The 24,361-nt window shown below is 73.1% G+C and carries 20 protein-coding genes; 16 read left to right on the top strand and 4 right to left on the bottom strand.

The features are described 5' to 3' along the window. Positions 1 to 233: 233 nt before the first annotated feature. The 10 genes from ACZZ97_RS10405 to ACZZ97_RS10360 all read left to right on the top strand — a co-directional run bounded on the left by ACZZ97_RS10405 (position 234) and on the right by ACZZ97_RS10360 (position 13,551). A complete protein-coding gene (locus tag ACZZ97_RS10405) occupies positions 234 to 1,244 on the top strand; it encodes a phosphotransferase enzyme family protein (protein ID WP_314101721.1) in 1,011 nt (336 codons plus the stop codon). A 156-nt stretch (positions 1,245 to 1,400) separates the two neighbouring features. Further along, positions 1,401 to 2,693: an ABC transporter substrate-binding protein gene (locus tag ACZZ97_RS10400; RefSeq protein ID WP_463473092.1), complete on the top strand. Its 1,293-nt coding sequence runs from the start codon at positions 1,401 to 1,403 to the stop codon at positions 2,691 to 2,693. Then, positions 2,693 to 3,604, top strand: a complete 912-nt coding sequence (locus tag ACZZ97_RS10395; RefSeq protein ID WP_463473091.1) for a carbohydrate ABC transporter permease — start codon at positions 2,693 to 2,695, stop codon at positions 3,602 to 3,604. The genes ACZZ97_RS10400 and ACZZ97_RS10395 overlap by 1 nt, the downstream gene beginning before the upstream one ends. A gap of 13 nt (positions 3,605 to 3,617) precedes the next feature. Beyond that, complete coding sequence (locus tag ACZZ97_RS10390) at positions 3,618 to 4,544, top strand: carbohydrate ABC transporter permease (protein WP_314101727.1); 927 nt, start codon at positions 3,618 to 3,620, stop codon at positions 4,542 to 4,544. Positions 4,545 to 4,660: 116 nt separating this feature from the next. After that, positions 4,661 to 6,319: a long-chain-fatty-acid--CoA ligase gene (locus ACZZ97_RS10385; RefSeq protein WP_463473090.1), complete on the top strand. Its 1,659-nt coding sequence runs from the start codon at positions 4,661 to 4,663 to the stop codon at positions 6,317 to 6,319. 160 nt (positions 6,320 to 6,479) lie between these two features. Further along, complete coding sequence (locus ACZZ97_RS10380; RefSeq protein ID WP_463473089.1) at positions 6,480 to 7,463, top strand: DMT family transporter; 984 nt, start codon at positions 6,480 to 6,482, stop codon at positions 7,461 to 7,463. Positions 7,464 to 7,476: 13 nt separating this feature from the next. After that, positions 7,477 to 9,147: an MmgE/PrpD family protein gene (locus ACZZ97_RS10375; protein ID WP_463473793.1), complete on the top strand. Its 1,671-nt coding sequence runs from the start codon at positions 7,477 to 7,479 to the stop codon at positions 9,145 to 9,147. Then, on the top strand, positions 9,147 to 10,046 hold the full coding sequence (gene prpB / locus ACZZ97_RS10370) for a methylisocitrate lyase (RefSeq protein WP_314102526.1): 900 nt from the start codon (positions 9,147 to 9,149) through the stop codon (positions 10,044 to 10,046). The genes ACZZ97_RS10375 and prpB overlap by 1 nt, the downstream gene beginning before the upstream one ends. Positions 10,047 to 10,118: 72 nt before the next feature. After that, on the top strand, positions 10,119 to 11,300 hold the full coding sequence (locus ACZZ97_RS10365; protein ID WP_314102527.1) for a bifunctional 2-methylcitrate synthase/citrate synthase: 1,182 nt from the start codon (positions 10,119 to 10,121) through the stop codon (positions 11,298 to 11,300). A 175-nt stretch (positions 11,301 to 11,475) separates the two neighbouring features. Beyond that, complete coding sequence (locus ACZZ97_RS10360; protein ID WP_463473088.1) at positions 11,476 to 13,551, top strand: thioredoxin domain-containing protein; 2,076 nt, start codon at positions 11,476 to 11,478, stop codon at positions 13,549 to 13,551. 114 nt (positions 13,552 to 13,665) lie between these two features. Here ACZZ97_RS10360 and ACZZ97_RS10355 read toward each other — a convergent pair whose 3' ends face one another. From ACZZ97_RS10355 to ACZZ97_RS10340, 4 genes are all read right to left on the bottom strand, one after another. Then, positions 13,666 to 14,499 (bottom strand): sulfurtransferase, encoded by an 834-nt coding sequence (locus ACZZ97_RS10355; RefSeq protein WP_463473087.1) that lies wholly within the window; start codon positions 14,497 to 14,499, stop codon positions 13,666 to 13,668. A gap of 168 nt (positions 14,500 to 14,667) precedes the next feature. Then, the gene (locus ACZZ97_RS10350) at positions 14,668 to 15,267 is read right to left on the bottom strand and encodes a CoA-binding protein (protein WP_463473086.1); all 600 of its coding nucleotides are present in this window, start codon (positions 15,265 to 15,267) and stop codon (positions 14,668 to 14,670) included. A 1-nt stretch (position 15,268) separates the two neighbouring features. Next, positions 15,269 to 16,561 carry an O-acetylhomoserine aminocarboxypropyltransferase/cysteine synthase family protein gene (locus tag ACZZ97_RS10345; protein ID WP_463473085.1) on the bottom strand — a complete coding sequence of 431 codons (1,293 nt, stop codon included), beginning with the start codon at positions 16,559 to 16,561 and terminating at the stop codon, positions 15,269 to 15,271. A 104-nt stretch (positions 16,562 to 16,665) separates the two neighbouring features. Then, positions 16,666 to 18,381 (bottom strand): dolichyl-phosphate-mannose--protein mannosyltransferase, encoded by a 1,716-nt coding sequence (locus ACZZ97_RS10340; protein WP_463473084.1) that lies wholly within the window; start codon positions 18,379 to 18,381, stop codon positions 16,666 to 16,668. Positions 18,382 to 18,449: 68 nt separating this feature from the next. Between ACZZ97_RS10340 and rsmI the strand changes: the two genes are divergently transcribed. The 6 genes from rsmI to ACZZ97_RS10310 all read left to right on the top strand — a co-directional run bounded on the left by rsmI (position 18,450) and on the right by ACZZ97_RS10310 (position 24,275). Next, a complete protein-coding gene (gene rsmI, locus ACZZ97_RS10335; RefSeq protein WP_463473083.1) occupies positions 18,450 to 19,280 on the top strand; it encodes a 16S rRNA (cytidine(1402)-2'-O)-methyltransferase in 831 nt (276 codons plus the stop codon). Positions 19,281 to 19,355: 75 nt separating this feature from the next. Further along, the gene (gene metG / locus ACZZ97_RS10330) at positions 19,356 to 20,924 is read left to right on the top strand and encodes a methionine--tRNA ligase (protein ID WP_314103335.1); all 1,569 of its coding nucleotides are present in this window, start codon (positions 19,356 to 19,358) and stop codon (positions 20,922 to 20,924) included. A 47-nt stretch (positions 20,925 to 20,971) separates the two neighbouring features. Further along, the gene (locus ACZZ97_RS10325; RefSeq protein ID WP_314103350.1) at positions 20,972 to 21,874 is read left to right on the top strand and encodes a TatD family hydrolase; all 903 of its coding nucleotides are present in this window, start codon (positions 20,972 to 20,974) and stop codon (positions 21,872 to 21,874) included. Next, positions 21,874 to 22,713: a 16S rRNA (adenine(1518)-N(6)/adenine(1519)-N(6))-dimethyltransferase RsmA gene (gene rsmA / locus ACZZ97_RS10320; protein ID WP_314103338.1), complete on the top strand. Its 840-nt coding sequence runs from the start codon at positions 21,874 to 21,876 to the stop codon at positions 22,711 to 22,713. The genes ACZZ97_RS10325 and rsmA overlap by 1 nt, the downstream gene beginning before the upstream one ends. A 43-nt stretch (positions 22,714 to 22,756) precedes the next feature. Next, positions 22,757 to 23,323 (top strand): hypothetical protein, encoded by a 567-nt coding sequence (locus ACZZ97_RS10315; protein WP_463473082.1) that lies wholly within the window; start codon positions 22,757 to 22,759, stop codon positions 23,321 to 23,323. A gap of 13 nt (positions 23,324 to 23,336) precedes the next feature. Next, on the top strand, positions 23,337 to 24,275 hold the full coding sequence (locus tag ACZZ97_RS10310; RefSeq protein ID WP_314103343.1) for a 4-(cytidine 5'-diphospho)-2-C-methyl-D-erythritol kinase: 939 nt from the start codon (positions 23,337 to 23,339) through the stop codon (positions 24,273 to 24,275). The last annotated feature ends 86 nt before the right edge of the window (positions 24,276 to 24,361 follow it).

Below are 24,361 nucleotides of genomic sequence, written 5' to 3'. Positions count from 1 at the left end.
AGGGGCTGTTCCGTCTCGTGACGGATCAGGCTCAGCAGAGAGTCCCCTCCTCCCGCGGGGCCGACGGCCCGACCCGCAGCAGCGACCTGCCGTCCCGGTGGCGACCGTGTGGCCGGGTGCCGAGTGTTCCGCGTCGGGCCCGGGCCGATGTCGGTGGTCCGGACGATGATGAGCGTGTGTCAGCCGTTCACCCGACGCTCCCGTCACCGCAGCCGTCCCCCCTGCCTGCCTCGGTGCCGCCGTCGCTCCGCGAGTGGGGGCTCGACGTCGTCGACGAGCTGCTGATCGTCGGCGGGCTCGATCCGGACGCCGCCGTCTGGCAGGTCCGCGACCGCTCCGGCGACGAGTGGGCCGTGAAGGCGACCCGGCGTGACTGCCGGTTCGGCCTCGCGCTCGCCGCCGCCCTCGGCCCCGACTCCGGTGTCGTCGCCCCGCTCCCCACCCGGACGGGTGACCACTGGTCCGAGCGTGACGGGCTGCTCGTCTCGGTCTCGCCCTGGGTCCTCGGCGACGACGCCGCGGAGGACGGCCGGGGCCTCGACCTCGACCAGTGGGCCGAGCTGGGCGCCGTCGTCCGTCGGGTGCACGACCAGCCGCCTCCCTCGTCGGTCGCCCCGCTGCGCGCCGGCGTCAAGCGGACCGGCCGCCGGGCCCGCGTGCGCCTCCGTGACCTCGACGCCCGCTTCGTCGGCGCAGGCCAGGCGCCCGGGGTCGACCCCGAGCTGGCCGAGCTGTGGCACGCCCATCGAGACCGGCTCCGCCACCTCGAGACCACCGCCCTCCGTCTGAAGGAGGCGCGGGGCACGACCGTGAGGGTGTCCTGCCACGGCGACCCGCACCTCGGCAACGTCGTGGTCGACCCTGCCGGCCGCCCCTGGCTCATCGACCTCGACGAGGCCACCGTCGCTCCGCGCGAGGTCGACCTCGTGCTCGTCGAGCTCGGCGTGCTGCCCGGGCTGCCCGTCGAGCCCGAGCACCGCGCGGCGTTCCGCGGCGGGTACGGCGACGACGTGCGGCTCGACGAGGACCGCATCACGCGCTTCGGCTGCGTCCGCGCACTGGAGGACGTCACGGCGGTCTTCGCGGCGCTGGAGGGAGCACACTCTCCGCAGCACTCCGGCGACCTGGTCGGGGTACGCGTGGGCCTGGACGCCCTGCTCGGCACCAGCGGGCTCGTGTCGCTGGTCGAGGAACGCCTGTCCCGCTCGTCGCCCCCGACCGGCCAGCCGTCACGCGACACCTGATCCACGGCGCCGACCACGCAGCACCGCAGCACCGATCACGCCGCCACCCAGCACCGCAGCACCGATGACCACAGCACCGATGACCGCAGCACCGATGACCGCAGCACCGATCACCTCAGCACCGATCTCGACAGCACCGACGCCAGGAGAACCGAAATGACGACCCGACGCACGACCCGACGCACGACCGCGGCCGCCGCGGCCACCCTCGCCCTCGCCGCCGGGCTATCCGGCTGCAGCGGCTTCACGGGCGGCTCCGACGACGACGCCGACGGCGCCCTGACCTTCACGACCTGGGCCAGCGAGTCCGAGCAGGACAGCTTCGAGAAGCTGGTGGCCCAGTTCGAGAGCGAGCACGACGGCGCGACCATCGACCTCAACGTCGTGCCCTACGACCAGATGTTCTCCAACATCGACGCGCAGCTCTCGACGGGCGACGCCCCCGACGTCTTCCGCGTCGACTACGGCAACCTCGGCGTCTACTCGAGCCAGGGCCAGCTGCTCGACCTCACGGGCCAGATCGACGACGAGGACTCGTTCCAGCCCGCGATGCTCGAGGCAGTCTCGTACGACGGGGCACCCTACGGCGTGCCGCACCAGACCGACGTCTCCGCGCTGCTCGTCAACACCGAGCTGCTCGCCTCAGCCGGCATCACCGACCTGCCGACGAGCCAGGCGGACGCCTGGACGTGGGACGAGTTCGGCGAGGTCGCGACGAAGCTCCGCGCGAGCCTCCCCGCCGACCAGTACCCGTTCGGGGTGAACTGGCAGCAGGGCGGCACGCCGCGCTGGCTCAGCTGGTTGTTCCAGGCCGGCGGCGCCCTGCTCGCCGACGACGGGACGACGAGCGAGATCGACTCGCCCGAGGCAGCAGAGGCGCTCGGCTTCACCCAGTCGTTCTTCGAGCAGGGGTGGGTGGCGCCGAGCAGCAGCGTGAAGTCGACGACGTACGCCGACACGGAGTTCGGCGAGCAGACGACGGCGATGGCGTTCGTGGGCTCGTTCCTCGTGCCCGAGCTCGCCTCGACCGACTTCGACTGGACAGCCGTGCCGATGCCGGTCGACGAGCGCGGGGCGACCGACCTCGGCGGCAACGCCCTCGTCGCGACGGCCGACACCGACCAGGGCGAGCTCGCGACCGAGTTCCTGAACTTCATGGCCTCGGCGGACGCGATGACCGAGTTCTGCGCCGCGACCAACGAGCTGCCGACCCGGACCGACATCGACGCCTCGTCCATCGACTTCGCCGTGCGGCCCGACGTGATGCCGGTCTTCGTCGACCAGGCCACGACGATCGAGCCGAGCGACGTCAAGCAGCTGACCTCGCCGTACCTCGCCGAGATCACCGTCGCGATGCAGGACGAGCTCGAGGCGGCGTTCACCCAGGGGAAGTCGGTCGACGACACCCTGAGCGCCCTGGACGAGGCCGTCGGCCAGGCCACCGACTGATGACGGCGCTGCCGGGTGCGCGCCGTCCCGGACGACGCGCCGCCCGCCTCCGGGAGAACCTGGTCGGCTGGGCCTTCATCGGGCCGAACCTGGTGCTGCTGTCGCTGTTCCTGCTCGTGCCCATCCTCTGGGCCGTGCAGCTGTCGTTCCAGGAGACCCGCGGATTCGGCGACCCCGAGTGGGTGGGCGGGGCCAACTACGCCCGCATGGTCGCCGACCCCGTCTTCTGGCAGACGCTGGGCAACACGGTGCTCTTCACCGTGGTCACCGTGCCGGTCGAGATGGCGCTGGGACTGGGGCTGGCGGTCCTGCTCGACGGCGTCCTGCCCGGGCGACGCACCTGGCGGACGATGCTCGTGCTGCCGATGGTCATCTCGGGCGTCGCCAGCGCCATGATCGCCGTCATCCTGTTCACCGAGGCGAACGGCCTCGTCAACAAGGTGCTGCGCGCCCTCGGACTCGGGGCGGTGCCGTGGCAGTCGGACGGCGCGCTCGCGATGGTCTCGGTCATCGTCACGATGATCTGGCTGCGCGTGGGCCTCAACATGATCATCTACCTGGCGGGCCTGCAGTCCGTCTCGCCCGAGCTCTACGAGGCCGCCGAGCTCGACGGGGCCGGTGCCTGGCAGCGGTTCCGCTCGATCACCGTGCCGCTCGTCGGGCCGTCGACGTTCTTCCTGCTGGTGCTCAACGTGATCGCGTCGTTCCAGGTCTTCGACCTCGTCTTCGTGCTCACCGGCGGCGGCCCCGGCTACTCCACGTCGGTGCTCGGCACCTACGCCTACCGCAACGGCTTCCAGATCCGCGAGCAGGGCTACGGCGCCGCGCTCGGCGTCGTGATCCTCGTCGTGACGCTGGCCTTCACCGTCGTGCAGTGGCGCACCAACCGCACCCGCGACCTCACGGAATGACGAGGACCCGATCGTGACCACGCCCCAGTCCCTGGCCGACGCCCCCGCGGCCGGCGCACCCCGCAGCACCGTCCGCGGCGCCGATCGCGTCGCGGGCGTCCGTGCCCCGCGCAGGCGACCACGTCGCCGCGGCGGCTTCGTCGCCCTCCGCACCGTCGTCGCCGTCGTGGCGTCCGTCGTCGTCGCGTTCCCGCTGGTGTGGATGCTCGTCGTGGCGTTCTCGCCGCGGGGCGAGGTCTTCGGACGCGGCCTGCGCCTCCTGCCCAGTGCCCTGACCCTCGAGAACTTCGAGCGCGTGCTCGAGCGGTACCCCGTCGGCGCGTGGTTCGGCAACTCGATCGTCATCGGGGTCTTCGTCACCGTGCTGACGGTCGTCGTGAGCCTGCTCGCCGGGTACGCCTTCGCACAGCTCCGCTTCGTCGGGCGCACGGCGGTGTTCCTCGTGTTCCTCGCGACCCTGATGATCCCGGTGCAGGCGATCATGGTGGCCCAGTTCCGGCTGGTGAACGGGCTCGAGATCTACGGCACCTACTGGGCGGTGATCCTCCCGTCGGCAGCCACGGCGTTCGGGGTGTTCCTCGCGCGCCAGTTCATGCTCGGCATCCCGCAGGAGCTGATCGAGGCCGCCCGCCTCGACGGTGCCGGCCCGATCCGGGTGTTCACCCTCATCGTCCTGCCGCTGAGCGGCCCGTTGGTCGCCGTGCTCGTGTTGCTCACCCTGCTGGGCAGCTGGAACGACTTCGCCTGGCCGCTGATCGCCCTCAAGGACCCGGACCTCTACACGCTGCCCGTCGGGCTGCTCTACCTGAAGGGCCAGACCAACCCCGACTACAACGGGATCATGGCTCTCGCCGTCATCTCGGTGCTGCCGATGGTGGCGCTGTTCCTCGCGTTCCAGCGGTTCTTCGTGCAGGGCTTCGTGCGCAGCGGGGTGCGGTAGCGGCGAGGGGCACGGGCCGGCGGAGATCCCGACCGGAGACCCGGCCTGGCTCCCGGCGGCGCGACGTAAGATCCGACCAGGATCACCACTCGTCAACGGAGACGGAGCACCCCGGCATGACCTCGAACACCGCAGTCACGGACGCACCAGCCACCGGCCCTTCCACCCCCACCGGCCCGTCCGCCCCCACCGGCCACGCGACGGCCTCGGTCGCCGCGATCCTCGGCGAGGCGGCCACCCGGTACCCCGACGACGTCGCCGTCGTCGTCGGCCCGCAGCGCACCACCTACCGGGAGCTCTGGCAGCAGTCGCTCGCCTACGCCGGCGCCCTCCGTGCCCGCGGCGTGGGCGAGGGCGACCGTGTCGCGATGCTCGTCCCGAACGTCGCCGACTTCGCCCGCGTCTACTACGCGACCCTCGCGCTCGGTGCCGTGGTCGTGCCCGTCCACGCGCTGCTCAAACGTCACGAGATCGAGTACGTGCTGCACGACAGCGGCTCGTCGCTGCTCGTCTGCGCGGCCCCGCTGCTGCCGGAGGGGGCGGCCGGGGCGCAGCTGGCGGGAGTGGACGTCGTGACGGTGCTCGCGCCTCCGGCGACCGACGCCGGCACGGCCGTCGTGCCCCCGGCGCCCGACCGCCTCGAGTCGCTCGCCGCCGAGGCCGAGCCGCTCACGACCTACGTGCCGCGGCACCCGTTCGACACGGCGACGATCCTCTACACGAGCGGCACCACGGGCCAGCCGAAGGGCGCCGAGGGCTCGCACTTCGCGCTGCTGCACCAGGTCGACACGAACCTGATGAGCACCTTCGACATGCGCCGGGGTGACGTGCTGCTCGGCGCCCTGCCCCTGTTCCACACCTTCGGGCAGACCTGCACGATGAACACCGGGTTCCGGGCCGGCGCGACGATCGTCATGCTGCCGAAGTTCGACGGCGACGCGGCGCTCGCGGCCATGGTCGAGCACGGCTGCGAGGTGTTCATGGGCGTGCCGACGATGTACATGGCCCTGCTCGACGCCGCGACGCGGTCGGAGGCCAGGCCGCCGCTCCGGTACGCGATCTCGGGCGGCGCCTCCCTGCCGCTCGCCGTGCTGGCGAAGTTCGAGCAGGTCTTCGGCGCCCCGGTGCACGAGGGGTACGGGCTGACCGAGACGTCGCCGGTGGCGACGTTCAACCACGTGGGGCGGCCGCCGCGGCCCGGCACCATCGGCACCCCGATCTGGGGCGTCGACGTCGAGATCGCCGACTCGTCGGTCGAGGACAGGATCGTGCTGCTGCCGCACGGCGAGATCGGCGAGATCGTCGTCCGCGGCCACAACCTGATGAACGGCTACCTCGACCGGCCCGAGGACACCGCCAAGGCGATCGTCGACGGCTGGTTCCGCACCGGGGACCTCGGCACCAAGGACGACGACGACTACCTCACCGTCGTCGACCGGACCAAGGACATGATCATCCGCAACGGCTACAACGTGTACCCGCGCCAGGTCGAGGAGGTGCTCGCCCAGCACCCCGACGTGACCATGGCCGCCGTCTTCGGCGTGCCGCACGAGACGCACGGGCAGGAGATCGAGGCGGCCGTCGTGCTGCGGGCCGGTGCGACCGTCGCACCCGAGGAGCTGGTCGCCTTCGTCTCGGACGAGATCGCCGCGTACAAGTTCCCCCGCGTGGTGCACGTCGTCGACGCGCTGCCCCTCGGCCCGAGCGGCAAGGTGCTGAAGCGCGACCTCGTCGCGCGGTTCGGGGCGAAGGAGGCGGCCGTCACGCCGTCCTGACCGGTCGCGCCCGCGGCACGTCCCGTCCGACCGCCTCTCGGCGCGCCCCTGCTCGCGCCGCCTGATGCCGAGGGCGGGTCTCCGTCGCCGAGGGCGGGTCCGCGGCGACCCGCCCTCGATGACGCCGACCCGCCCTCGACCGGGTCGGTACTATCGGCGCGTGATCGGCATCGTGCTCGCGGCACTGCTCTGGGGCACCACCGGCACGGCGGCGAGCCTGCTGCCCCCGTCGGTCAGCCCGCTCGCGACCGGCGCGGCGACCATGTGCGTCGGCGGTCTGCTGCTCGCGCTGACGGCGCCGAGGCGGGCCGCGTCGGTGCTCCGAGGAGGCGGCGCCTCCTGGCGCTGGATCGTCCCGGGAGCGCTCGCGGTCGTCGCGTACCCGCTCGCGTTCTACTCGTCGATGTCGCTGGCCGGGGTCGCCGTCGGCAACGTCGTCTCGCTGGGGACGGCGCCGCTCTTCGCGGCGCTGCTCGAGCGGCTGCTCGACCCGGCCGCGCGCCGGCGACGGCTCGACCGGTGCTGGGCGGCCTCGGCCGGAGCGGCAGTCGCCGGGGTCGCGCTGCTCGCCGCGTTCGGGCACGGCGGCTCGCCCGACGTTGCCGGGGCGGCGGCATCGGCGACGTCCGGGCCCGGCGCGACGTTCCTGGCCGGGGTCGCCCTCGGCCTGCTCGCCGGTCTCGCGTACGCGACCTACACGTACACGGCAGGCCGCCTCCTCGATCTCGGGCACAGCTCGCGCGGCTCCGTGGCCGCGCAGTTCGGCGTCGGGGCGGTCGTCCTCGTGCCGGTGCTGCTGCTGACGGGCGGCCCGATCGTGCAGACGGGCACTTCGGTCGGCGTGCACCTCTACCTCGCGCTCGGGCCGATGTTCGTCGCGTACCTGCTGTTCGGCGCGGGGCTCCGCACCGTGTCCAGCTCGCGGGCGACGACGGTGACGCTGCTCGAGCCCGTGGTGGCGACGCTGCTCGCGGTGCTCGTCGTGGGGGAGCGGCTGGCCCCGCCCGGGTGGCTCGGCCTCGCGCTCGTCCTCGCCGGGGTCGCGGCCGTCGTCACGTCGCGGCCGACGCCGACGCCGCTGACGCTGACGCCGACGCCGCCGGAGCCCGATGCCCCTCGACGATCGGTCGGCTCCGACGCCTAGGGTGGGTCGGGTGATGCTCATCGACGTGCACGTCCACCGTTCCGACGACCCGCTCGCGCGGCACGACGAGCTGGCCCACCGGCTGGCCTCGGTCGCGGTCGATCCCGTGGCGGTCGACGACGACGTGGCCGAGATGGTGGTCAACCGCGTCATCGACAACGCGGCCGTCGCCGTCGCGAGCCTCGGCAGGGCGCCCGTCACTGCGGCCCGGGCACAGGCGGCTGCACGGCTGCAGCACCGCGCCCGGCACGCCGGGACCGGACGGGGCGACAGCGGACGCGGCGGCAGCGGCCACGGTGACAGCCCCGCGGACACGACCGACCGCCCCGAGAGCACCCTGCGTGCCGCGGGCCCGGCCGGCATCGCCAGCTCGGACGCCCGCAGCCCGCGCGCGGGCTCGACCGTCTTCGGCCTCGACCCCGAGCTGCGCGTCCAGCCCGAGTGGGCCGCGTGGGCGAACGGCGTCGCCGTCCGCGAGCTCGACTACCACGACACGTTCCTCGCCGCCGAGTACTCGCACCCCGGCGACAACATCCCGCCCGTGCTCGCCGTCGCGCAGCACGTCGGCGCAGACGGCGAGCAGCTCGTCCGGGGCATCGCGGCCGGCTACGAGCTGCAGATCGACCTCGCCCGCGCGATCAGCCTGCACGCCCACAAGATCGACCACGTGGCGCACCTCGGCCCGAGCGCGGCGGGCGGCATCGCGGCACTGCTCGGCCTCGACGTCGAGCGCACCGCACAGGCGATCGCCCAGGCGCTGCACACGACCACGGCCACGCGGCAGTCGCGCAAGGGCCTCATCTCGACCTGGAAGGCCTACGCGCCCGCCTTCGCCGGCAAGCAGGCGATCGAGGCGATCGACCGGGCGCTGCGCGGCCAGACCAGCCCGAGCCCGATCTACGAAGGGGAGGACGGCGTGGTCGCCCGCCTGCTCGACGGCCCCGACGCGCGCTACTCCGTGCCGCTGCCCGGCCCCGGCGAGGCGAAGCGGGCGATCCTCGACAGCTACACGAAGGAGCACTCGGCCGAGTACCAGGCCCAGGCCTGGATCGACCTCGCCCGCCGTCTCGGACGCGAGCGGCCCGAGCTGCGCGACCCGGCCGCGGTGCGGAGCATCGTCCTGCACACCAGCCACCACACGCACGTCGTGATCGGCTCGGGCGCCGGCGACCCGCAGAAGTACGACCCGACCGCCAGCCGCGAGACGCTCGACCACTCGATCCCCTACATCGTCGCCGTCGCCCTGCAGGACGGCGAGTGGCACCACGAGCGCAGCTACGCGCCCGAGCGTGCGCAGCGCCCCGACACGGTCGAGCTCTGGAGGCGGATCACGACCGCCGAGGACGCCGAGTGGACCCGGCGCTACCACTCCGCCGACCCTGCAGAGAAGGCGTTCGGCGGGCGGATCGAGGTGGAGTTCACCGACGGCTCGCGGCTCGTCGACGAGATCGCGGTCGCCGACGCGCACCCGCTCGGTGCACGTCCCTTCGCGCGCGAGGACTACGTGCGGAAGTTCCGCACGCTGGCAGAGGGGGTGCTGGCGCAGGAGGAGGTCGAGCGGTTCCTGGGGCTGGCGACGCGCCTCCGCACGCTCGAGCCGCACGAGCTCGCCGGGCTGACGCTCACGCCCCCGGCGGGCTCGCTCGACCGGTCCGACGCGGCCTCGCCCGACGGGCTCTTCTGATGCTGTACTCGACGACGACCCCGGCCGAGAAGCGGCGCCGGCTCCGCGAGGCGCTCGCCGGTGACCGGCTCGTGCGCCTGCCGGGGGCGTTCAACCCGCTCAGCGCACGGCTGATCGAGCGGAAGGGCTTCGAGGGCGTCTACGTCTCGGGCGCGGTCGTCGCGGCCGACCTGGGGCTGCCCGACATCGGCCTCACGACGCTGACCGAGGTCGCGACCCGGGCCGGCCAGATCGCCCGGATGACCGACCTGCCGACGCTCGTCGACGCCGACACGGGCTTCGGCGAGCCGATGAACGTCGCCCGAACAGTGCAGACGATGGAGGACGCCGGGCTCGCCGGCCTGCACGTCGAGGACCAGGTGAACCCCAAGCGCTGCGGGCACCTCGACGGCAAGCAGGTCGTCGGCCTCGACACGGCCGTCAAGCGCGTCCGCGCCGCCGTGGAGGGGCGCCGCGACCCCGACTTCCTCGTGATGGCCCGCACCGACGTGCGCGCGGTCGAGGGCTTCGACGTCGCCGTCGACCGAGCGAAGGCGCTCGTGGACGCGGGGGCCGACGCGATCTTCCCGGAGGCGCTGACCGGCCTGGCCGAGTTCGAGGCCGTCGCCGAGGCGGTCGACGTGCCGGTCCTCGCCAACATGACCGAGTTCGGCAAGGGCGAGCTGCACACGGCCGAGCAGCTGCGGAGCGCGGGGGTGCGGATGGTCATCTGGCCGGTCACGCTGCTGCGCCTCGCCATGGGCGAGGCCGGGCGCGGGCTCGACGAGCTCGCCGCGACCGGCACCCAGGCGCGCCTCCTCGACCGGATGCAGCACCGCGCCGACCTCTACGACCTCGTCGACTACGAGGGCTACTCTGCCTTCGACGGCGGCGTGTTCGACTTCACGGTCGAGCGCTGAGCCGCAGCACCCGCACCGCACCGCACCGCAGCACCGTCGCACCACCTCGCCTCACCTCACGAAGGAGTGACCATGAGCGACACCCTCACCGCACCTCCCGCGCCCGAGCTGCACAAGGGGCTGGCCGGCGTCGTCGTCGACCGGACCGCGGTCTCGTCGGTCGACGCGGCCAGCAACTCCCTGCTCTACCGCGGGTACCCGGTGCAGCAGCTCGCCGCCTCCTGCGACATCGAGGACGTCGCGTTCCTCCTGCTGCACGGCGAGCTCCCGACGCCGGAGCAGCGGTCCGCGTTCGACGCCGAGCTGCGGGCCGCGCGTCCCCTCGCGCCGGGGCTGCAGCACGTCATCGACCTGATCCCCACGTCGGCGCACCCGATGGACGTCGTCCGCACGGCCATCAGCGCCCTCGGCGCCGCGGAGCCCGAGCCGAGTCGCGCCCCGGGCGAGCACGACCCCACCGACACCCGCCGCCTCGCGACGCGGCTCTTCGGCGCCCTGCCCGCGGTCATCGCCTACGACCAGCGCAGGAGGCGCGACCTGCCTCCGGTGCGGCCTCGCGACGACCTGGGCTACAGCGCCGACTTCCTCCGGCAGGTGTTCGGGCGCGAGGCCGACGATCTCGACGTGCGGGCGTTCGACACGTCGATGGTGCTGTACGCCGAGCACTCGTTCAACGCGTCGACCTTCACGGCGCGGGTCGTCGCGTCGACGCTCAGCGACCTGCACTCGTCGATCGTGGCTGCGGTCGGCGCCCTCAAGGGCCCGCTGCACGGCGGGGCGAACGAGGCCGCCCTCGAGCTGCTCGTCCGGGTCGCCGACGAGGGCGGTGCCGAGGGCGCCGCGGCCTGGCTCGACGGCGCCTTCTCGCGCCGCGAGAAGATCATGGGCTTCGGGCACCGCGTGTACAAGAACGGCGACAGCCGAGTGCCGACCATGGAGGAGGCGCTGGCCGGCCTCGTCGACCGGGCCCGCGCCTCCGGCGACTCCCGGGTCGACCAGCTCGCCGCCGTCTACGACGCGTTGGCCGCCGGCGTGCTCGAGCGCAAGGGGCTGAAGCCGAACGTCGACTGGCCGTCGGGCTTCGCGTACCACCTGATGGGCTTCGACACGGCGGTGTTCACGCCGCTGTTCGTCGCGTCGCGGGTGCTCGGCTGGAGCGCCCACGTGATCGAGCAGCGCGAGGCCAACTCGCTGATCCGGCCGCTGTCGCACTACGACGGCCCGGCGCTGCGCGACGTGCCGTCTCGCGGCTAGTCGCAGCGGCTGCGGCCGCCGCTGCACGCCCGTGCGCGGCGAACCGCGTTCCGAACCATGAACCGCGTCATATCGCAGTTCATGGTTCGGAACGCGGTTCATCTCGGTCGGAGGTACCCTCCGCCCGGCGCTGCGCGACGTGCCGCGCGTCGGCGCACGCGCCTAGCGTGGAGGCATGACGAACCGACTCTCCGACGCCGTCAGCCCCTACCTGCGCTCGCACGCCGACAATCCCGTCGACTGGTGGCCGTGGGGCCCGGAGGCCTTCGCCGAGGCCGTCCGGCGCGACGTCCCGGTGCTCGTCTCGATCGGCTACTCGACGTGCCACTGGTGCCACGTCATGGCCCGTGAGAGCTTCAGCGACCCCGAGCTCGCGGCGCACCTGAACGAGCGGTTCGTCGCGATCAAGGTCGACCGCGAGGAGCACCCCGACGTCGACTCCAGCTACCTGGCCGCCGCCTCGGCCTTCACCCCCCAGCTCGGCTGGCCCCTCACCGTCTTCACGACGCCTGCCGGCCAGGCGTTCTTCGCCGGCACGTACTTCCCGCCGCAGCCCGTGCAGGACCACCCGGCGTTCCGGCAGGTGCTCGACGCCGTCACCGAGGCGTGGACGACCCGCCGCGGCGAGGTGGACACGACCGCCCGCGGAGTGGCGGCCGCACTGGCGGCGCAGCCCGCTCCTCCTGCGGCCGGCTCGGTCGAGCTGCTCTCGGCCGCGGCCCTGTCGCACGCGGCCGCCCGCGTCCTCGCCGCCGAGGACGTCGAGCACGGCGGGTTCGGCGGCGCCCCGAAGTTCCCCGTCGCGCCGGCCCAGCTGGCACTCCTCGGGCTCGGGGCCGGGGGAGACCGCGCAGCACTCGCCCTCGCCTCCCGGACCCTGCGGCGCATGGCCGCGTCGCCTCTGCGTGACCCGGTCGAGGGCGGCTTCTTCCGCTACTCGACCCGGCGCGACTGGGGCGACCCCCACTTCGAGCGGATGCTCTACGACAACGCGTTGCTGCTGACCGCGTACTCGCGGCTGGCCCTGCTCGAGCCGGCGGAGCCCGTCGGCACCGACACCGGTACCGACACCGACACCGACACCGACGGTGACGGCACGGACGAGACCGCAGGAGGTGCAGCTCGCGGACCTGCGCCCGCCCTCGGACCGCTCGAGGTCGCGGCGGGCATCGCGGGGTTCTTGCTCGGTCGTCTCCGCACGCCGCGCGGCGCCTTCGGCTCGGCTCAGGACTCGGAGAGCACGATCGACGGTCGCCGCGTGGAGGGCGAGTTCTACGCACTGGACGCCGCCGAGCGCGCTCGGCACGATGCTCCGCCCGTCGACGACAAGGTGCTGACGGGCTGGAACGGCCTGGCGATCGCGGCGCTCGCCGAGGCCGGGGCTCGACACGACCGCCCGGACTGGGTGGCGGCCGCACGCGGCGCCGCGGACGTGCTGCTCGACGAGCACGTGACCCCGGACGGGCGGCTGCTGCGCGCCTCCTCGTCGACGGGGGTGTCGGAGGCGGTGGCCACGCTCGAGGACCACGGCATGTTCGCCGAGGGGCTGCTGCAGCTGACGCTCGCCACGGGGCTGCCCCGGTACGCGGTCGCCGCGAGGTCGCTGCTGTCGGCGTGCCTGGTGGACGAGGAAGGGGGCGTGCCCTTCACGGCGCCGGCGGGGCCGGACCCCGTGCTGAGGTCACAGGGGACGGCGCTCGCGGCGGACCCGTCCGAGGGCGCCTACCCGTCCGGGGTCGCCGCGACGGCCGTCGCCGCGCTCACGCTGCACCGGCTCACGGGCGACGCGCGGTGGCGCCGGGCTGCGGAGCTGGCCGTCGGCCCTGCCGCCGACGCGGCGCTCGACTCGCCCGTCGCGTACGGGACGACGTTCTCGTTGCTCGCGGAGCTCGCCGCGCCGTCCACGCAGCTGCTCGTCGTCGAGCCGTCCGTCCTCACGCCGGTCGTCGCGGCCCAGGTCGAGGGCGAGCTCTCGGCTGCAGCAGGGGAGGCGCCGTCGGTCGCGATCGACCTGGGAGGGCGCGCTCGTCGCACCCTGGGCCCCGGTGTCCTGGTGGGCGTCGTCGACGAGGACTCCGCCGTGGCGCTCGCGGACGCCGGGTTCGAGCTCTTCGCGGGTCGCACGGCCGTGCAGGGCCACGCGACCGCGTACCTCTGCCACGACTTCGTCTGCCGGCTGCCCGTCACCGGCGTCGAGGAGCTCGACCGCGACCTCGCCGAGCAGGCCCGCTCGCAGGCGCGTGACGACTAGACGCGGCACTCCACGCAGGCGCTGCGGTGAGTCGGCGACCCGCCCGCAGCTGCCGTCGGGGGCGTGTCGTCTGGCTCGAGGGCGAGAAGACCCGCACTCGACCGAGGGCAGAGGTCAGGCCGCGAGCGACTCGAGCGGTGCGCCGTCGTCGCCCGTCCACTCGTCGAGCGAGCCGTCGTACAGGGCGACGTCGTCGTGCCCGACGAGGACCAGGGCGAGGGCGTCCGCGCTGGCCGCGATGCCCTGGCCGCAGTAGACGACGACCTTCTCGGCCGCCAGGACCGGCGCGAACGCCGCCTCGAGCTGCGCGGGCTCGGCGAAGTGCAGGCCGTCGTCGACGAGCTCGGTGGACGGCACGTTGATGCTGCCGGGGATGTGGCCACGACGAGGTCGTGACCCGGCGACGCCGTCGAAGTCGGCACGAGGCGAGCCGCAGACGAGCGCCGCCTGTTCGTCGCCGCGCACGACGGCCTCGACGAAGGGCTTGTCGACCCACAGCCCCGGGCGCTCGTGCGCGACGAACACGGACGGCTCGGGCTCGACGGCTCCGACGTCGACGGGACGCCCCTCGGCAGCCCAGGCGGAGAAGCCCCCGTCGAGGACGGCCGCGTCGTCGTGGCCGGCCGCGCGCAGCAACCACCAGAGCCGGGCGGCCCACGGGCCGCCCGACGAGTCGTAGGCGACGACCGTCGTGCCGGCGGCGATGCCCAGGGCGCCGGCTGCCTCGGCGAAGCGCTCGACGTCGGGCCGGGTGAACGGGAGCGCCGCCCGGTCGTCGCTGAGGTCGTGGATGAGGTCGCCGAACACGGCCCCGGGGACGTGCCCCTGCTCGAGGTACTCGCCGCGGCCGGTGGTGAAGCGGCCGGTCGCCTCGCCGTCGCGATCGCGCACGGGGAGCACCGAGACGTCGACCACGACCATGTCGTCGGCGCCGAGGTGGTCGGCCACCCACTGGCTGGAGACGAGGGGGAGGAGATGACGGGGGACATGCGGGCCACCGTAGCGCCCGCCCCCGTCATCGAGCCTGCGCCCCGTTCACAGAGCGTCACGGGCAGCCGTCACGACGTCCGCCACGACGGCCGGCCGGGCTGCCGTCCGGGCCGGTCGCGACCGCTCTCAGCGTCCCGAGCGTCGCGACGAGATGACGCCGGTGTCGAAGCCCATCAAGTTCAGCCCGCCGTTGAACCGGGCGTGCTCGACCTTGATGCAGCGGTCCATGACGACGGTCAGGCCCTTCTCCTCGGCGTACCGCGCCGCCTCCTCGTTCCAGATGCCGAGCTGCACCCAGATGGTGCGGGCCCCGCTCGCGAGCACGTCGTCGACGACCGACGGGATGTCGCTCGCCTTGCGGAACACGTCGACGATGTCGGGCACCTCGGGCAGCGAGGCCAGGTCGGGGTACGCCTTCTCGCCGAGGATCACGTCGGCCCGGGGGTTCACGAAGTAGACGCGCAGGTCGCTCGACTGCTGCAGGTAGGTGCCGACGAAGTAGGAGGAGCGGGTCGAGTTCGGCGAGGCGCCCACGATCGCGACGCTCTTCGCGGAGCGGAGGATGGCCTGCCGCGCACGGGCGTCCGGCCCGACCCAGGTGCGCTGCGACTTCAGCAGCTTGGCGAGCGGCGAGCTCGACGGCAGCTCGCAGGTGCGCCCGTTGGCGAGCTGCGTCGTGACGGTGTCGCTGTCCGTGCTCGTGCCTGTGCTGGTGCTGGTGCTCACGTCACGCCTCCTTCGTCGCGGCGCTGAGCGCCTGGTCGAGGTCGTCGATGATGTCGGCGGCGTCCTCGATGCCGACGCTGATGCGGACCGATCCCGGCAGCACTCCGGCGTCCACGAGCTGCTGCTCGCTGAGCTGCGCGTGCGTCGTCGACCCGGGGTGGATGACGAGGGTCTTCGCGTCGCCGATGTTGGCCAGGTGGCTCGCCAGCTCGACCGACTCGATGAACGTCTTGCCTGCGGCGCGTCCGCCGGCCAGCTCGAAGGTGAAGACCGAGCCCGGTCCCTCGGGCAGGTACTTCTGCGCGCGCTCGTGGTGCGGGTGCCCGGGCAGGCCGGCCCAGCGCACGCGCTCGATGCGCGGATCGGCGTCGAGCCACTCGGCGACCTCGCGCGCGTTCTCGACGTGCGCGCGCATCCGGAACGGCAGGGTCTCGACGCCCTGCGCCAGCAGGAACGCCGAGTGCGGCGCCAGCGCGGGCCCGATGTCGCGCAGCTGCTCGGCCCGCAGGCGGGTGAGGAACGCGTACTCGCCGAAGTTGCCCGACCAGTTGAGCCCGCCGTAGCTCGGCACGGGCTGGTCGAAGAGCGGGAACCTCGCGCTGTCCCAGCCGAAGCGGCCCGACTCGACGACCACGCCGCCGAGGGTGGTGCCGTGCCCGCCGAGGAACTTCGTCGCCGAGTGGATCACGACGTCGGCGCCCCACTCGATCGGTCGGTTCAGGTACGGGGTCGCGATGGTCGAGTCGACGATCAGGGGGATGCCCGCGGCGTGCGCGACCTCGGCCAGGCCCTCGAGATCGGCGATCTCGCCGGAGGGGTTCGCGACCGTCTCGACGAAGAGCAGCTTCGTCGCGGGGGTGATCGCCGCGGCGTAGTCGGCCGGCTCGCTCGACTGCACGAAGGTCGTCTCGACGCCGAAGCGCCGCAGGGTCACGTCGAGCTGCGTGACCGACCCGCCGTAGAGGGCGGCGCTCGCGACGATGTGGTCGCCCGCCCCGGCCAGCGAGGCGAAGGTGATGAACTGCGCGCTCAGCCCGCTCGACGTCGCGACGGCGCCGAGGCCGCCCTCGAGGCTCGCGACGCGCTCCTCGAAGGAGGCGGTCGTCGGGTTCGCCAGGCGGCTGTAGATGTTCCCGTACTTCTGCAGCGCGAACCGCGCCGCCGCGTCCTCCGTGTCGTCGAACACGAAGGCGCTCGACTGGTAGATCGGGAGCGCGCGCGCCCCGGTCGCCGAGTCGGGGACGTTGCCCGCGTGGATCGCACGCGTGCGGAAGCCGTAGTCACGATCTGCCATGCGGCCACGCTAGCCGCTGGGCGTCACGGGACGCCTCGGTGCGTAACGCAGCTTCACAGGACGAGCCGCGCCTCCACGGCGGGGAGGAACGACCGGGGGCGACGCTACTTCCAGCTGGGGATCCAGTAGTGCAGCCGGATGAACTCCCAGTCCTCGAGCTGCGCCGTCCAGAGCGGGTAGAAGAAGACGGTGACGGCGATCGAGACGACGACCACGATGCCCGTCACGACGATCCCGCTCAGCCGTCGGTCGGGGTGGTCCGTCCGGCGGCCGAGGACGATGCCGAGCACCCCGGCCAGCCCGAGCAGCAGGTAGGGCTCGAAGGCGATCGTGTAGAACTGGAAGACGGTGCGGCCCGAGAACGCCAGCCAGGGCAGGTAGCCCGCGGCGATGCCGACCAGCACAGCCCCGACCTGCCACTCGCGGCGGCGGACGAGGCGGTACGCGAGGTACGCGCAGGCCGCGACGGCCGCGTACCAGATGAACGGGTTCGCGATCGAGGTGATCGCCATGCCGCAGCGGGCCACCTCGCAGGCGCCCTGGCCCTGGTCCAACCCCTGGTAGTACATGCTCGTCGGCCGCAGCATGAGCAGCCAGCCGAACGGGTTCGCCGCGTACGAGTGCGGGGTGTGCAACCCGACGTTGAAGGCGTAGACGCCCGCCTCGTAGTGCCACCAGTTCTGCACCGTGTCGGGGACCCAGGCGAGCGCGCCCGACCAGCGCTCGCCTCCCTCGGAGACCCAGTTGCGGTAGTAGCCGCCGTCGGTGACGAACCAGCCCGTCCAGCTCGCGACGTAGGCCACGGCGGCGATCGGCACCGTGAGCAGGAAGCTCAGGGGCGCCTGGCGGAACAGCGTGCCCGAGAGCCAGAACTCGACGCCCGCCCGGCGACGCGCGAGCACGTCGACGACGACCGTGTAGACGGCGAACACGGCCAGGAAGTAGAGGCCGTTCCACTTCACGCCCGTCGCGAGGCCGCACATCAGCCCGGCGGTCACCAGCCAGGGACGGCCCCAGAGAGACGGGCCCCAGGCGGTGTCGCGGCCGGCCGCGCGCCTCCTCGCGAGCCAGGCGTCGAGGGACCTCGCGCTCTGCCTCCGGTCGAGCAGCACCGCCCCGAAGGCGAGCAGGCCGAACAGCATCACGAAGTTGTCGAGCAGCGCCACCCGCGACATCACGATCGCGTGCCCGTCGATCGCCATGAAGGAGCCCGCGAGCGTGCCGACCAGCGTCGAGCGCGACAGGTACGTGCCGATCACCGCGACGAGCGCCACGGCGACGATGCCCGCGACCGCCGTGCTGATCCGCCAGCCGGCCGGGTCGTCGGGCCCGAGTGCCCACATGCCGAGGCCGATCAGCCACTTGCCGAGCGGAGGGTGGGCCACGAAGGAGGGGGCGGCCAGGAAGCCGTCCGCCCCGCCGGCCGCGAAGGCGGCGTCGTAGTCGCTCGGCCACGAGCCCTCGTAGCCGAGGTTCCAGAGGCTCCAGGCGTCCTTGACGTAGTAGGTCTCGTCGAAGACGAGGGTGCCGGGCCGGCCGAGGTCCCACAGGCGCAGTGCGGCGGCGAGCAGGGTGACGAACAGCGGTCCGCCCCAGGCCCAGGCGCGTCGTCGCGCGGGAGTCGAGAGGACGCGGCCCCACCACGCGTCGATCCGGAGCGGCGGGCGGGGGGCGACCGGAGCTGTGGCCGTGCCGCTCGTCGCGTCTCCGGTCACCGCCTCGAGGTCGACCCGCACGTCGGGCTCAGCCGGGGCGACGCGCCCCGCGGCCGTCCCGGTGTCGAGCAGCGCGTCGAACTCCCGATCGCCCTGGCTGCTCATCCGGCCATCGTATTCGGCCCGCATCGGGCTCGTCGGCGGCCGCGGCCCGGCCAGGGGACAATGGGCAGGTGATCGTCCTCGCCGCCACCCCCATCGGAAACCTCGGCGACGCCTCCCGGCGGCTGGTCGAGGCCCTGACGAACGCCGAGGTCGTCGCGGCGGAGGACACCCGCACCGCCATCCACCTCATGCGCGCCCTCGGGGTCGAGAACCGTCCCCGCCTGATCGCCCTGCACGAGCACAACGAGCGCGAGAAGGCGGCAGAGCTCGTCGAGCTGGCCCGGACGGCCGACCTGATCGTCCTCACCGACGCGGGCATGCCCGCGATCAGCGACCCGGGATTCCCCCTCGTCGAGGCGGCCGCGGCCGCAGGCGTCACCGTCACGGCGATCCCCGGTCCGTCCGCCGTGCTCACCGCGCTCGCCGTCTCCGGCCTGCCCACCGACCGGTTCAGCTTCGAGGGGTTCCTGCCGCGCAAGCAGGGCGACCGCCTCCGGGTGCTCGGGGCCCTCGCCGACGAGCGCCGCACGATGGTCTTCTTCGAGTCGCCGCACCGTCTCGGCGACTCGCTCGGCGACGTGGTCACGACGCTCGGCGCCGATCGTCGCGTCGTCGTCTGCCGCGAGCTGACCAAGCTGCACGAGGAGGTGCGGCGCGGCTCCGCCTCCGAGCTCGCCGCCTGGGCGGCCGAGGGCGTTCGAGGCGAGATCTGCGTCGTGGTCGAGGGCGCCCCCGAGCGCGAGTTCGACCTGGCGGCGGGCCTCGCGCAGGTCCAGGCCCTCGTCGCCGACGGGGCCCGGCTCAAGGAGGCGTCGACCGACGTGGCCGCCGCCACCGGCCTGTCCCGCCGCGACCTCTACCAGGCCGCCCTCGCGGCGAAGGCCCCCCGCCCCTCCTGAACCCCCGGCGTGGGCGGCAGCCGAGGAGGCGCCGGCCGCGTCGCGGCGTCGGCGGCCGCACCTAAGATGGTCCCCATGCCCGCCGGCGACTCCTTCTTCATCGCAACGCCCATCTTCTACGTCAACGACGTGCCGCACATCGGCCACGCCTACACCGAGGTCGCGGCCGACGTGCTCGCCCGCTGGCACCGCCAGCGCGGTGACGACACGTGGCTGCTCACCGGCACGGACGAGCACGGCCAGAAGATCCTCCGCACCGCGACCAGCCACGACGTGACGCCGCAGGCGTGGGCCGACAAGCTCGTCACCGAGTCCTGGAAGCCGCTGCTCGAGACCGTCGGCATCAGCAACGACGACTTCATCCGCACGACCGACGAGCGCCACGAGAAGGGCGTGCAGCGGTTCCTGCAGAAGCTCCACGACGACGGCTACATCTACCAGGGCGAGTTCGAGGGCTTCTACTGCGTCGGCTGCGAAGAGTACAAGCAGCCGGGCGACCTCGTCGACGGCACCGGGGCCTTCGAGGGCGAGCAGGTCTGCGCGATCCACTCGAAGCCCGTCGAGCTCTTGAAAGAGAGCAACTACTTCTTCCGCATGAGCGACTTCGAACAGCGTCTGCTCGACCTGTACGAGTCGCAGCCCGACTTCGTCCAGCCCGAGAACGTCCGCAACGAGATCGTGCAGTTCGTCAAGCAGGGCCTGCGCGACCTGTCGATCTCGCGTCAGACGTTCGACTGGGGCGTCAAGGTCCCGTGGGACGAGAAGCACGTCGTCTACGTCTGGTTCGACGCGCTGCTCAACTACGTCACGGCCATCGGCTACGGCGTCGACGACGAGCAGTTCGACCGCCGCTGGCCTGCCGTGCAGCTCGTCGGCAAGGACATCGCTCGGTTCCACGCCGTCATCTGGCCCGCCATGCTGATGGCCGCCGGCCTGCCCGTCCCCAAGGCCGTCTTCGGCCACGGCTGGCTGCTCGTCGGCGGCGAGAAGATGTCGAAGTCGAAGCTGACCGGCATCGCGCCGCAGCAGATCACCGACGTCTTCGGCGCCGACGCGTTCCGCTACTACTTCATGCGGGCCATCACCTTCGGCCAGGACGGCAACTTCTCGTGGGAGGACATCTCGGCCCGCTACCAGGCCGAGCTCGCGAACGGCTTCGGCAACCTGGCCTCGCGCGTCATCGCGATGATCACCCGCTACTTCGACGGAACCGTCCCCGTCGCGGGCGAGCTGACCTCTGCCGACCTCGCCGTCCGCGAGACCGAGCTGCGGGTCACGGCCGCCGCCGACGGCGCGATGGACCGCTTCGCCATCAACGAGGCGCTCTCGTCGATCTGGGAACTCGTCGACGTCCTGAACGGCTACATCACCGAGCAGGAGCCCTGGGCCCTCGCCAAGAAGGACGACCAGCGCGATCGCCTCGCGACCGTGCTCGCCACCGCCCTCCGCGGCCTCGGCACGCTCACGGTGCTGCTGTCGCCGTTCATGCCCACCGCGACCCGCACCCTGTGGGAGGCGATCGGCCAGGGCGAGCTCACCAGCCAGCCCGTCGACCGCGCCGCCGAGTGGTCGAGCGCCCCGACGGTCCAGCCGCTCGCGGCCGGGCTCTTCCCCCGCATCGAGCAGCCCGAGCCGGCCGCATGACCGACGAGCGCAGCAGCGGCGACGAGCGCAGCAGCGACGCGACGCCGATGCACGTCCGTCACCGCTCCTCCACCGAGTCCGGCGGGCAGACCCGCGACCTGACCTACCCGCCGAGCCCGCAGGCGCTCGTCGTGCCCGTGTACGACAACCACACGCACCTCGAGATCGCCGACGGTCAGAACGCGCTCGACTACCGCGAGCACCTCGACCGAGCCTCGAGCGTCGGCGTGCGTGGCGTCGTCCAGGTCGGCACCGACCTCGAGACGTCGCGCTGGTCGGCCGACATCGCGGCCCGCGAGCCGCGCGTGCTCGCCGCGGTCGCGATCCACCCGAACGAGGCGCCGCTGCTGGCGGCGCGCGGCGAGCTGGCCGACGCCCTCGACGAGATCGACGAGCTGGCCGCCCGCCCCCGCGTCCGTGCCGTCGGCGAGACGGGCCTCGACTTCTTCCGCACGGGGGCAGAGGGCCGCGACGCGCAGCTCGAGTCGTTCGCCCGGCACGTCGAGATCGCGAAGAAGCACGACCTGGCCCTGCAGATCCACGACCGCGACGCTCACGACGACGTCGTCGACCTGCTGCTCGAGCTCGGCGCCCCGGCGCGCACGGTGTTCCACTGCTTCAGCGGCGGCCCCGAGCTGGCGAGCATCCTGGCCGAGAACGGCTGGTACGCCTCCTTCGCCGGCACGGTCACCTTCAAGAACGCCGCTCCGCTGCGCGAGGCGCTCGTGCAGCTGCCGCGGCACCTGGTCATGGTCGAGACGGACGCGCCGTACCTGACGCCGACGCCGTTCCGCGGCCGGCCGAACGCGCCGTACCTCATCCCGCACACGCTCCGGTCGATGGCCGAGACCATCGGCACCGACGTCTCGATGCTCGCGGCGCAGATCTCGTCCAACACCGAGCTGGTCTACGGCTCGTGGACCGACGAGCCCGTGACGGTCGAGGGCTGATGTCGCGCTCGACGCTGCTCGGCCCCGCGGAGATCCGCGACCTCGCCGACCTGCTGGGCATCCAGCCGACGAAGAAGCTCGGCCAGAACTTCGTCCACGACGCCAACACGGTGCGGCGCATCGTCGCCGCGTCCGGGGTGTCCGCGGGGACCTCCGTCGTCGAGATCGGGCCCGGCCTCGGCTCGCTCACGCTCGGCCTGCTCGAGGCGGGCGCGGACGTCGTCGCCGTCGAGATCGACAAGCGCCTCGCCGCCCAGCTGCCGACGACCGTGTCGCTGCTGCAGCCCGCGGCCGACCTCTCGGTGGTCGTCGACGACGCCATGCGCGTCGTCGAGCTCCCCTCGGCGCCGACGCACCTCGTCGCGAACCTGCCCTACAACATCAGCGTGCCGGTGCTCCTGCACTTCCTCGAGCACTTCCCGACGCTGACGCGCGGCCTCGTCATGGTCCAGGCCGAGGTCGGGCTCCGCCTCGCTGCCGAGCCCGGATCCAAGATCTACGGCTCCCCGAGCATCAAGGCGGCCTGGTACGGCGAGTTCTCCACGGCCGGCCAGGTCAGCCGCCAGGTCTTCTGGCCCGTGCCGAACGTCGACAGCATCCTCGTCGCCTTCGACCGCAAGGAGGCGCGGGGCACCGAAGAAGAACGCCTCGCGGTCTTCGAGCTGGTCGACGCCGCGTTCCAGCAGCGCCGCAAGATGCTGCGGCAGTCGTTGTCGGGCGTCTACGGCTCGTCGGCCGCCGCGTCCGAGGCGCTCGAGGCCGCAGGCCTGCCGCCGACCGAGCGCGGCGAGCAGCTGACCGTGGACGACTTCCTGGCGCTGGCACGGGCGACGCGCTGAGCCGCAGGGCGCGCGGCGCGCTCGTCGCTGGCAGGCTGGCGGCGTGAGCACGCAGGGCAGCGACGACCACCAGCGGAGGCGACCCGCGGTCATCAGCGACGCCCGCCTGGCCTCGGGCACGGGCCGCAGCAGCGAGCAGTGGTTCGCGTTGCTCGACGCCGCGGACGCCACGCGGCTGTCCCACGCGCAGATCGCACGCCTCCTCGTCGACGAGCACGAGGTGCCCGGCTGGTGGGCCCAGTCGATCACCGTGCGCTACGAGCAGGCCCGCGGAATGCGGCTCCCGGGGCAGCAGCCGGACGGCACGTTCTCGGTCGCGGTGAGCCGCAGCCTGAGGGGCGGGCCCCTCGAGCTGCTCGACCTCGGCGTCGAGCGCTTCGCGTCGTTCGCCGGGGGAGCACCCGAGGCCACGAGTCACTCCGTCGGGCACCCGACGGCACGGTGGCGGCTCGAGGGCGACGTGCGCCTGCAGCTGATGGTCTCGCCCGGCACGGGCGACAAGTGCAGCGTCAGCCTCACGCAGAGCCGTCTGCGGCTCCCCGAGCGCGTCGAGCCTGCCCGCGAAGCCATGACCCGGGCGTTCCGGGTCATGGGGGACCGACAGAACTGACTAGGTTGGGAGCATGAGCTCCGTGGCCGGCCCGACCGTGGTCCACACCCGTGCCCCGGGCAAGATCAACGTGTTCCTCGCCGTCGGCGACCTGCAGGACGACGGCTACCACGAGCTCGCGACGGCCTACCAGGCGGTGTCGCTGTACGAGGACGTGCGGGCACGCAAGGCGGACGACTTCACCGTCCGGGTGACCGCGGGCCCCGGCGTGGACGTCTCGGGGGTGCCGACCGACGAGAGCAACCTCGCGGTGCGTGCCGCCCGCCTCCTCGCGACGACGACCGGCTACCGGGGCGGCGTCGACCTCAGCATCGAGAAGGCGGTGCCCGTCGCGGGCGGCATGGGCGGCGGCTCGGCCGACGCGGCCGCGACGCTGCTGGCCTGCGACGCCCTCTGGGGCACGGGCCTCGGCCGGGACGACCTGCTCAAGCTGTCGGCCGAGCTCGGGGCCGACGTGCCCTTCGCCTTCGCGGGCGGCACCGCCGTCGGCACCGGCCGCGGCGACGAGCTCAGCCCAGCGCTCGCCAAGGGGCAGTTCCAGTGGGTGCTGGCCCTGGCCGACTTCGGGCTGTCGACGCCGACCGTCTACCACGAGCTGGACGAGCACCGGCTGCGCCACTCGAGCGACATCTCGCCGGTGCGCCAGCCCGTCGTCGACACCGGCGTGCTGCAGGCGCTGCGCGCCGGCGACGCCGAGCTGCTCGCCGACGTGATGCACAACGACCTCCAGGCGCCCGCCCTGCACCTCGAGCCGGGGCTCGGCCGCGTGCTCGAGCTCGGCGAGGGCAACGGCGCCCTCGCCGGGATCGTCTCGGGCTCCGGGCCCACCGTCGCCTTCCTCGCACCCGACCTCGACGGGGCCCTCGAGCTGCAGATAGCGCTCAGCGCGGCCCGCCTCACTGTCGTGCGGGCGACGGGGCCCGTGCACGGCGCACGCGTCATCACCGACTAGGAGGCGCGGTCGCGGCGCGCCTCGACGCTCGCGCTCTCAGACGGCCGGCCTGGTCCGCACGGCCGACCCGCGCCTCCTCGGCTTGC

The organism is Frigoribacterium sp. AC512 (assembly GCF_979258295.1).
Note: the sequence above shows the minus strand (reverse complement) of the source record. Positions and strands in the feature narration are given on the sequence as shown.

Excerpts from the sequence above, each read along its gene's own strand:
- ACZZ97_RS10385 (WP_463473090.1), top strand. The coding sequence starts at position 4,661 with ATGACCTCGAACACCGCAGTCACGGACGCACCAGCCACCGGCCCTTCC.
- metG (WP_314103335.1), top strand. The coding sequence starts at position 19,356 with ATGCCCGCCGGCGACTCCTTCTTCATCGCAACGCCCATCTTCTACGTC.
- ACZZ97_RS10345 (WP_463473085.1), bottom strand. The coding sequence starts at position 16,561 with ATGGCAGATCGTGACTACGGCTTCCGCACGCGTGCGATCCACGCGGGC.
- ACZZ97_RS10360 (WP_463473088.1), top strand. The coding sequence starts at position 11,476 with ATGACGAACCGACTCTCCGACGCCGTCAGCCCCTACCTGCGCTCGCAC.
- prpB (WP_314102526.1), top strand. The coding sequence starts at position 9,147 with ATGCTGTACTCGACGACGACCCCGGCCGAGAAGCGGCGCCGGCTCCGC.
- ACZZ97_RS10310 (WP_314103343.1), top strand. The coding sequence starts at position 23,337 with ATGAGCTCCGTGGCCGGCCCGACCGTGGTCCACACCCGTGCCCCGGGC.
- ACZZ97_RS10325 (WP_314103350.1), top strand. The coding sequence starts at position 20,972 with ATGCACGTCCGTCACCGCTCCTCCACCGAGTCCGGCGGGCAGACCCGC.
- ACZZ97_RS10340 (WP_463473084.1), bottom strand. The coding sequence starts at position 18,381 with ATGAGCAGCCAGGGCGATCGGGAGTTCGACGCGCTGCTCGACACCGGG.
- rsmA (WP_314103338.1), top strand. The coding sequence starts at position 21,874 with ATGTCGCGCTCGACGCTGCTCGGCCCCGCGGAGATCCGCGACCTCGCC.
- ACZZ97_RS10395 (WP_463473091.1), top strand. The coding sequence starts at position 2,693 with ATGACGGCGCTGCCGGGTGCGCGCCGTCCCGGACGACGCGCCGCCCGC.
- ACZZ97_RS10375 (WP_463473793.1), top strand. The coding sequence starts at position 7,477 with ATGCTCATCGACGTGCACGTCCACCGTTCCGACGACCCGCTCGCGCGG.
- ACZZ97_RS10400 (WP_463473092.1), top strand. The coding sequence starts at position 1,401 with ATGACGACCCGACGCACGACCCGACGCACGACCGCGGCCGCCGCGGCC.
- ACZZ97_RS10365 (WP_314102527.1), top strand. The coding sequence starts at position 10,119 with ATGAGCGACACCCTCACCGCACCTCCCGCGCCCGAGCTGCACAAGGGG.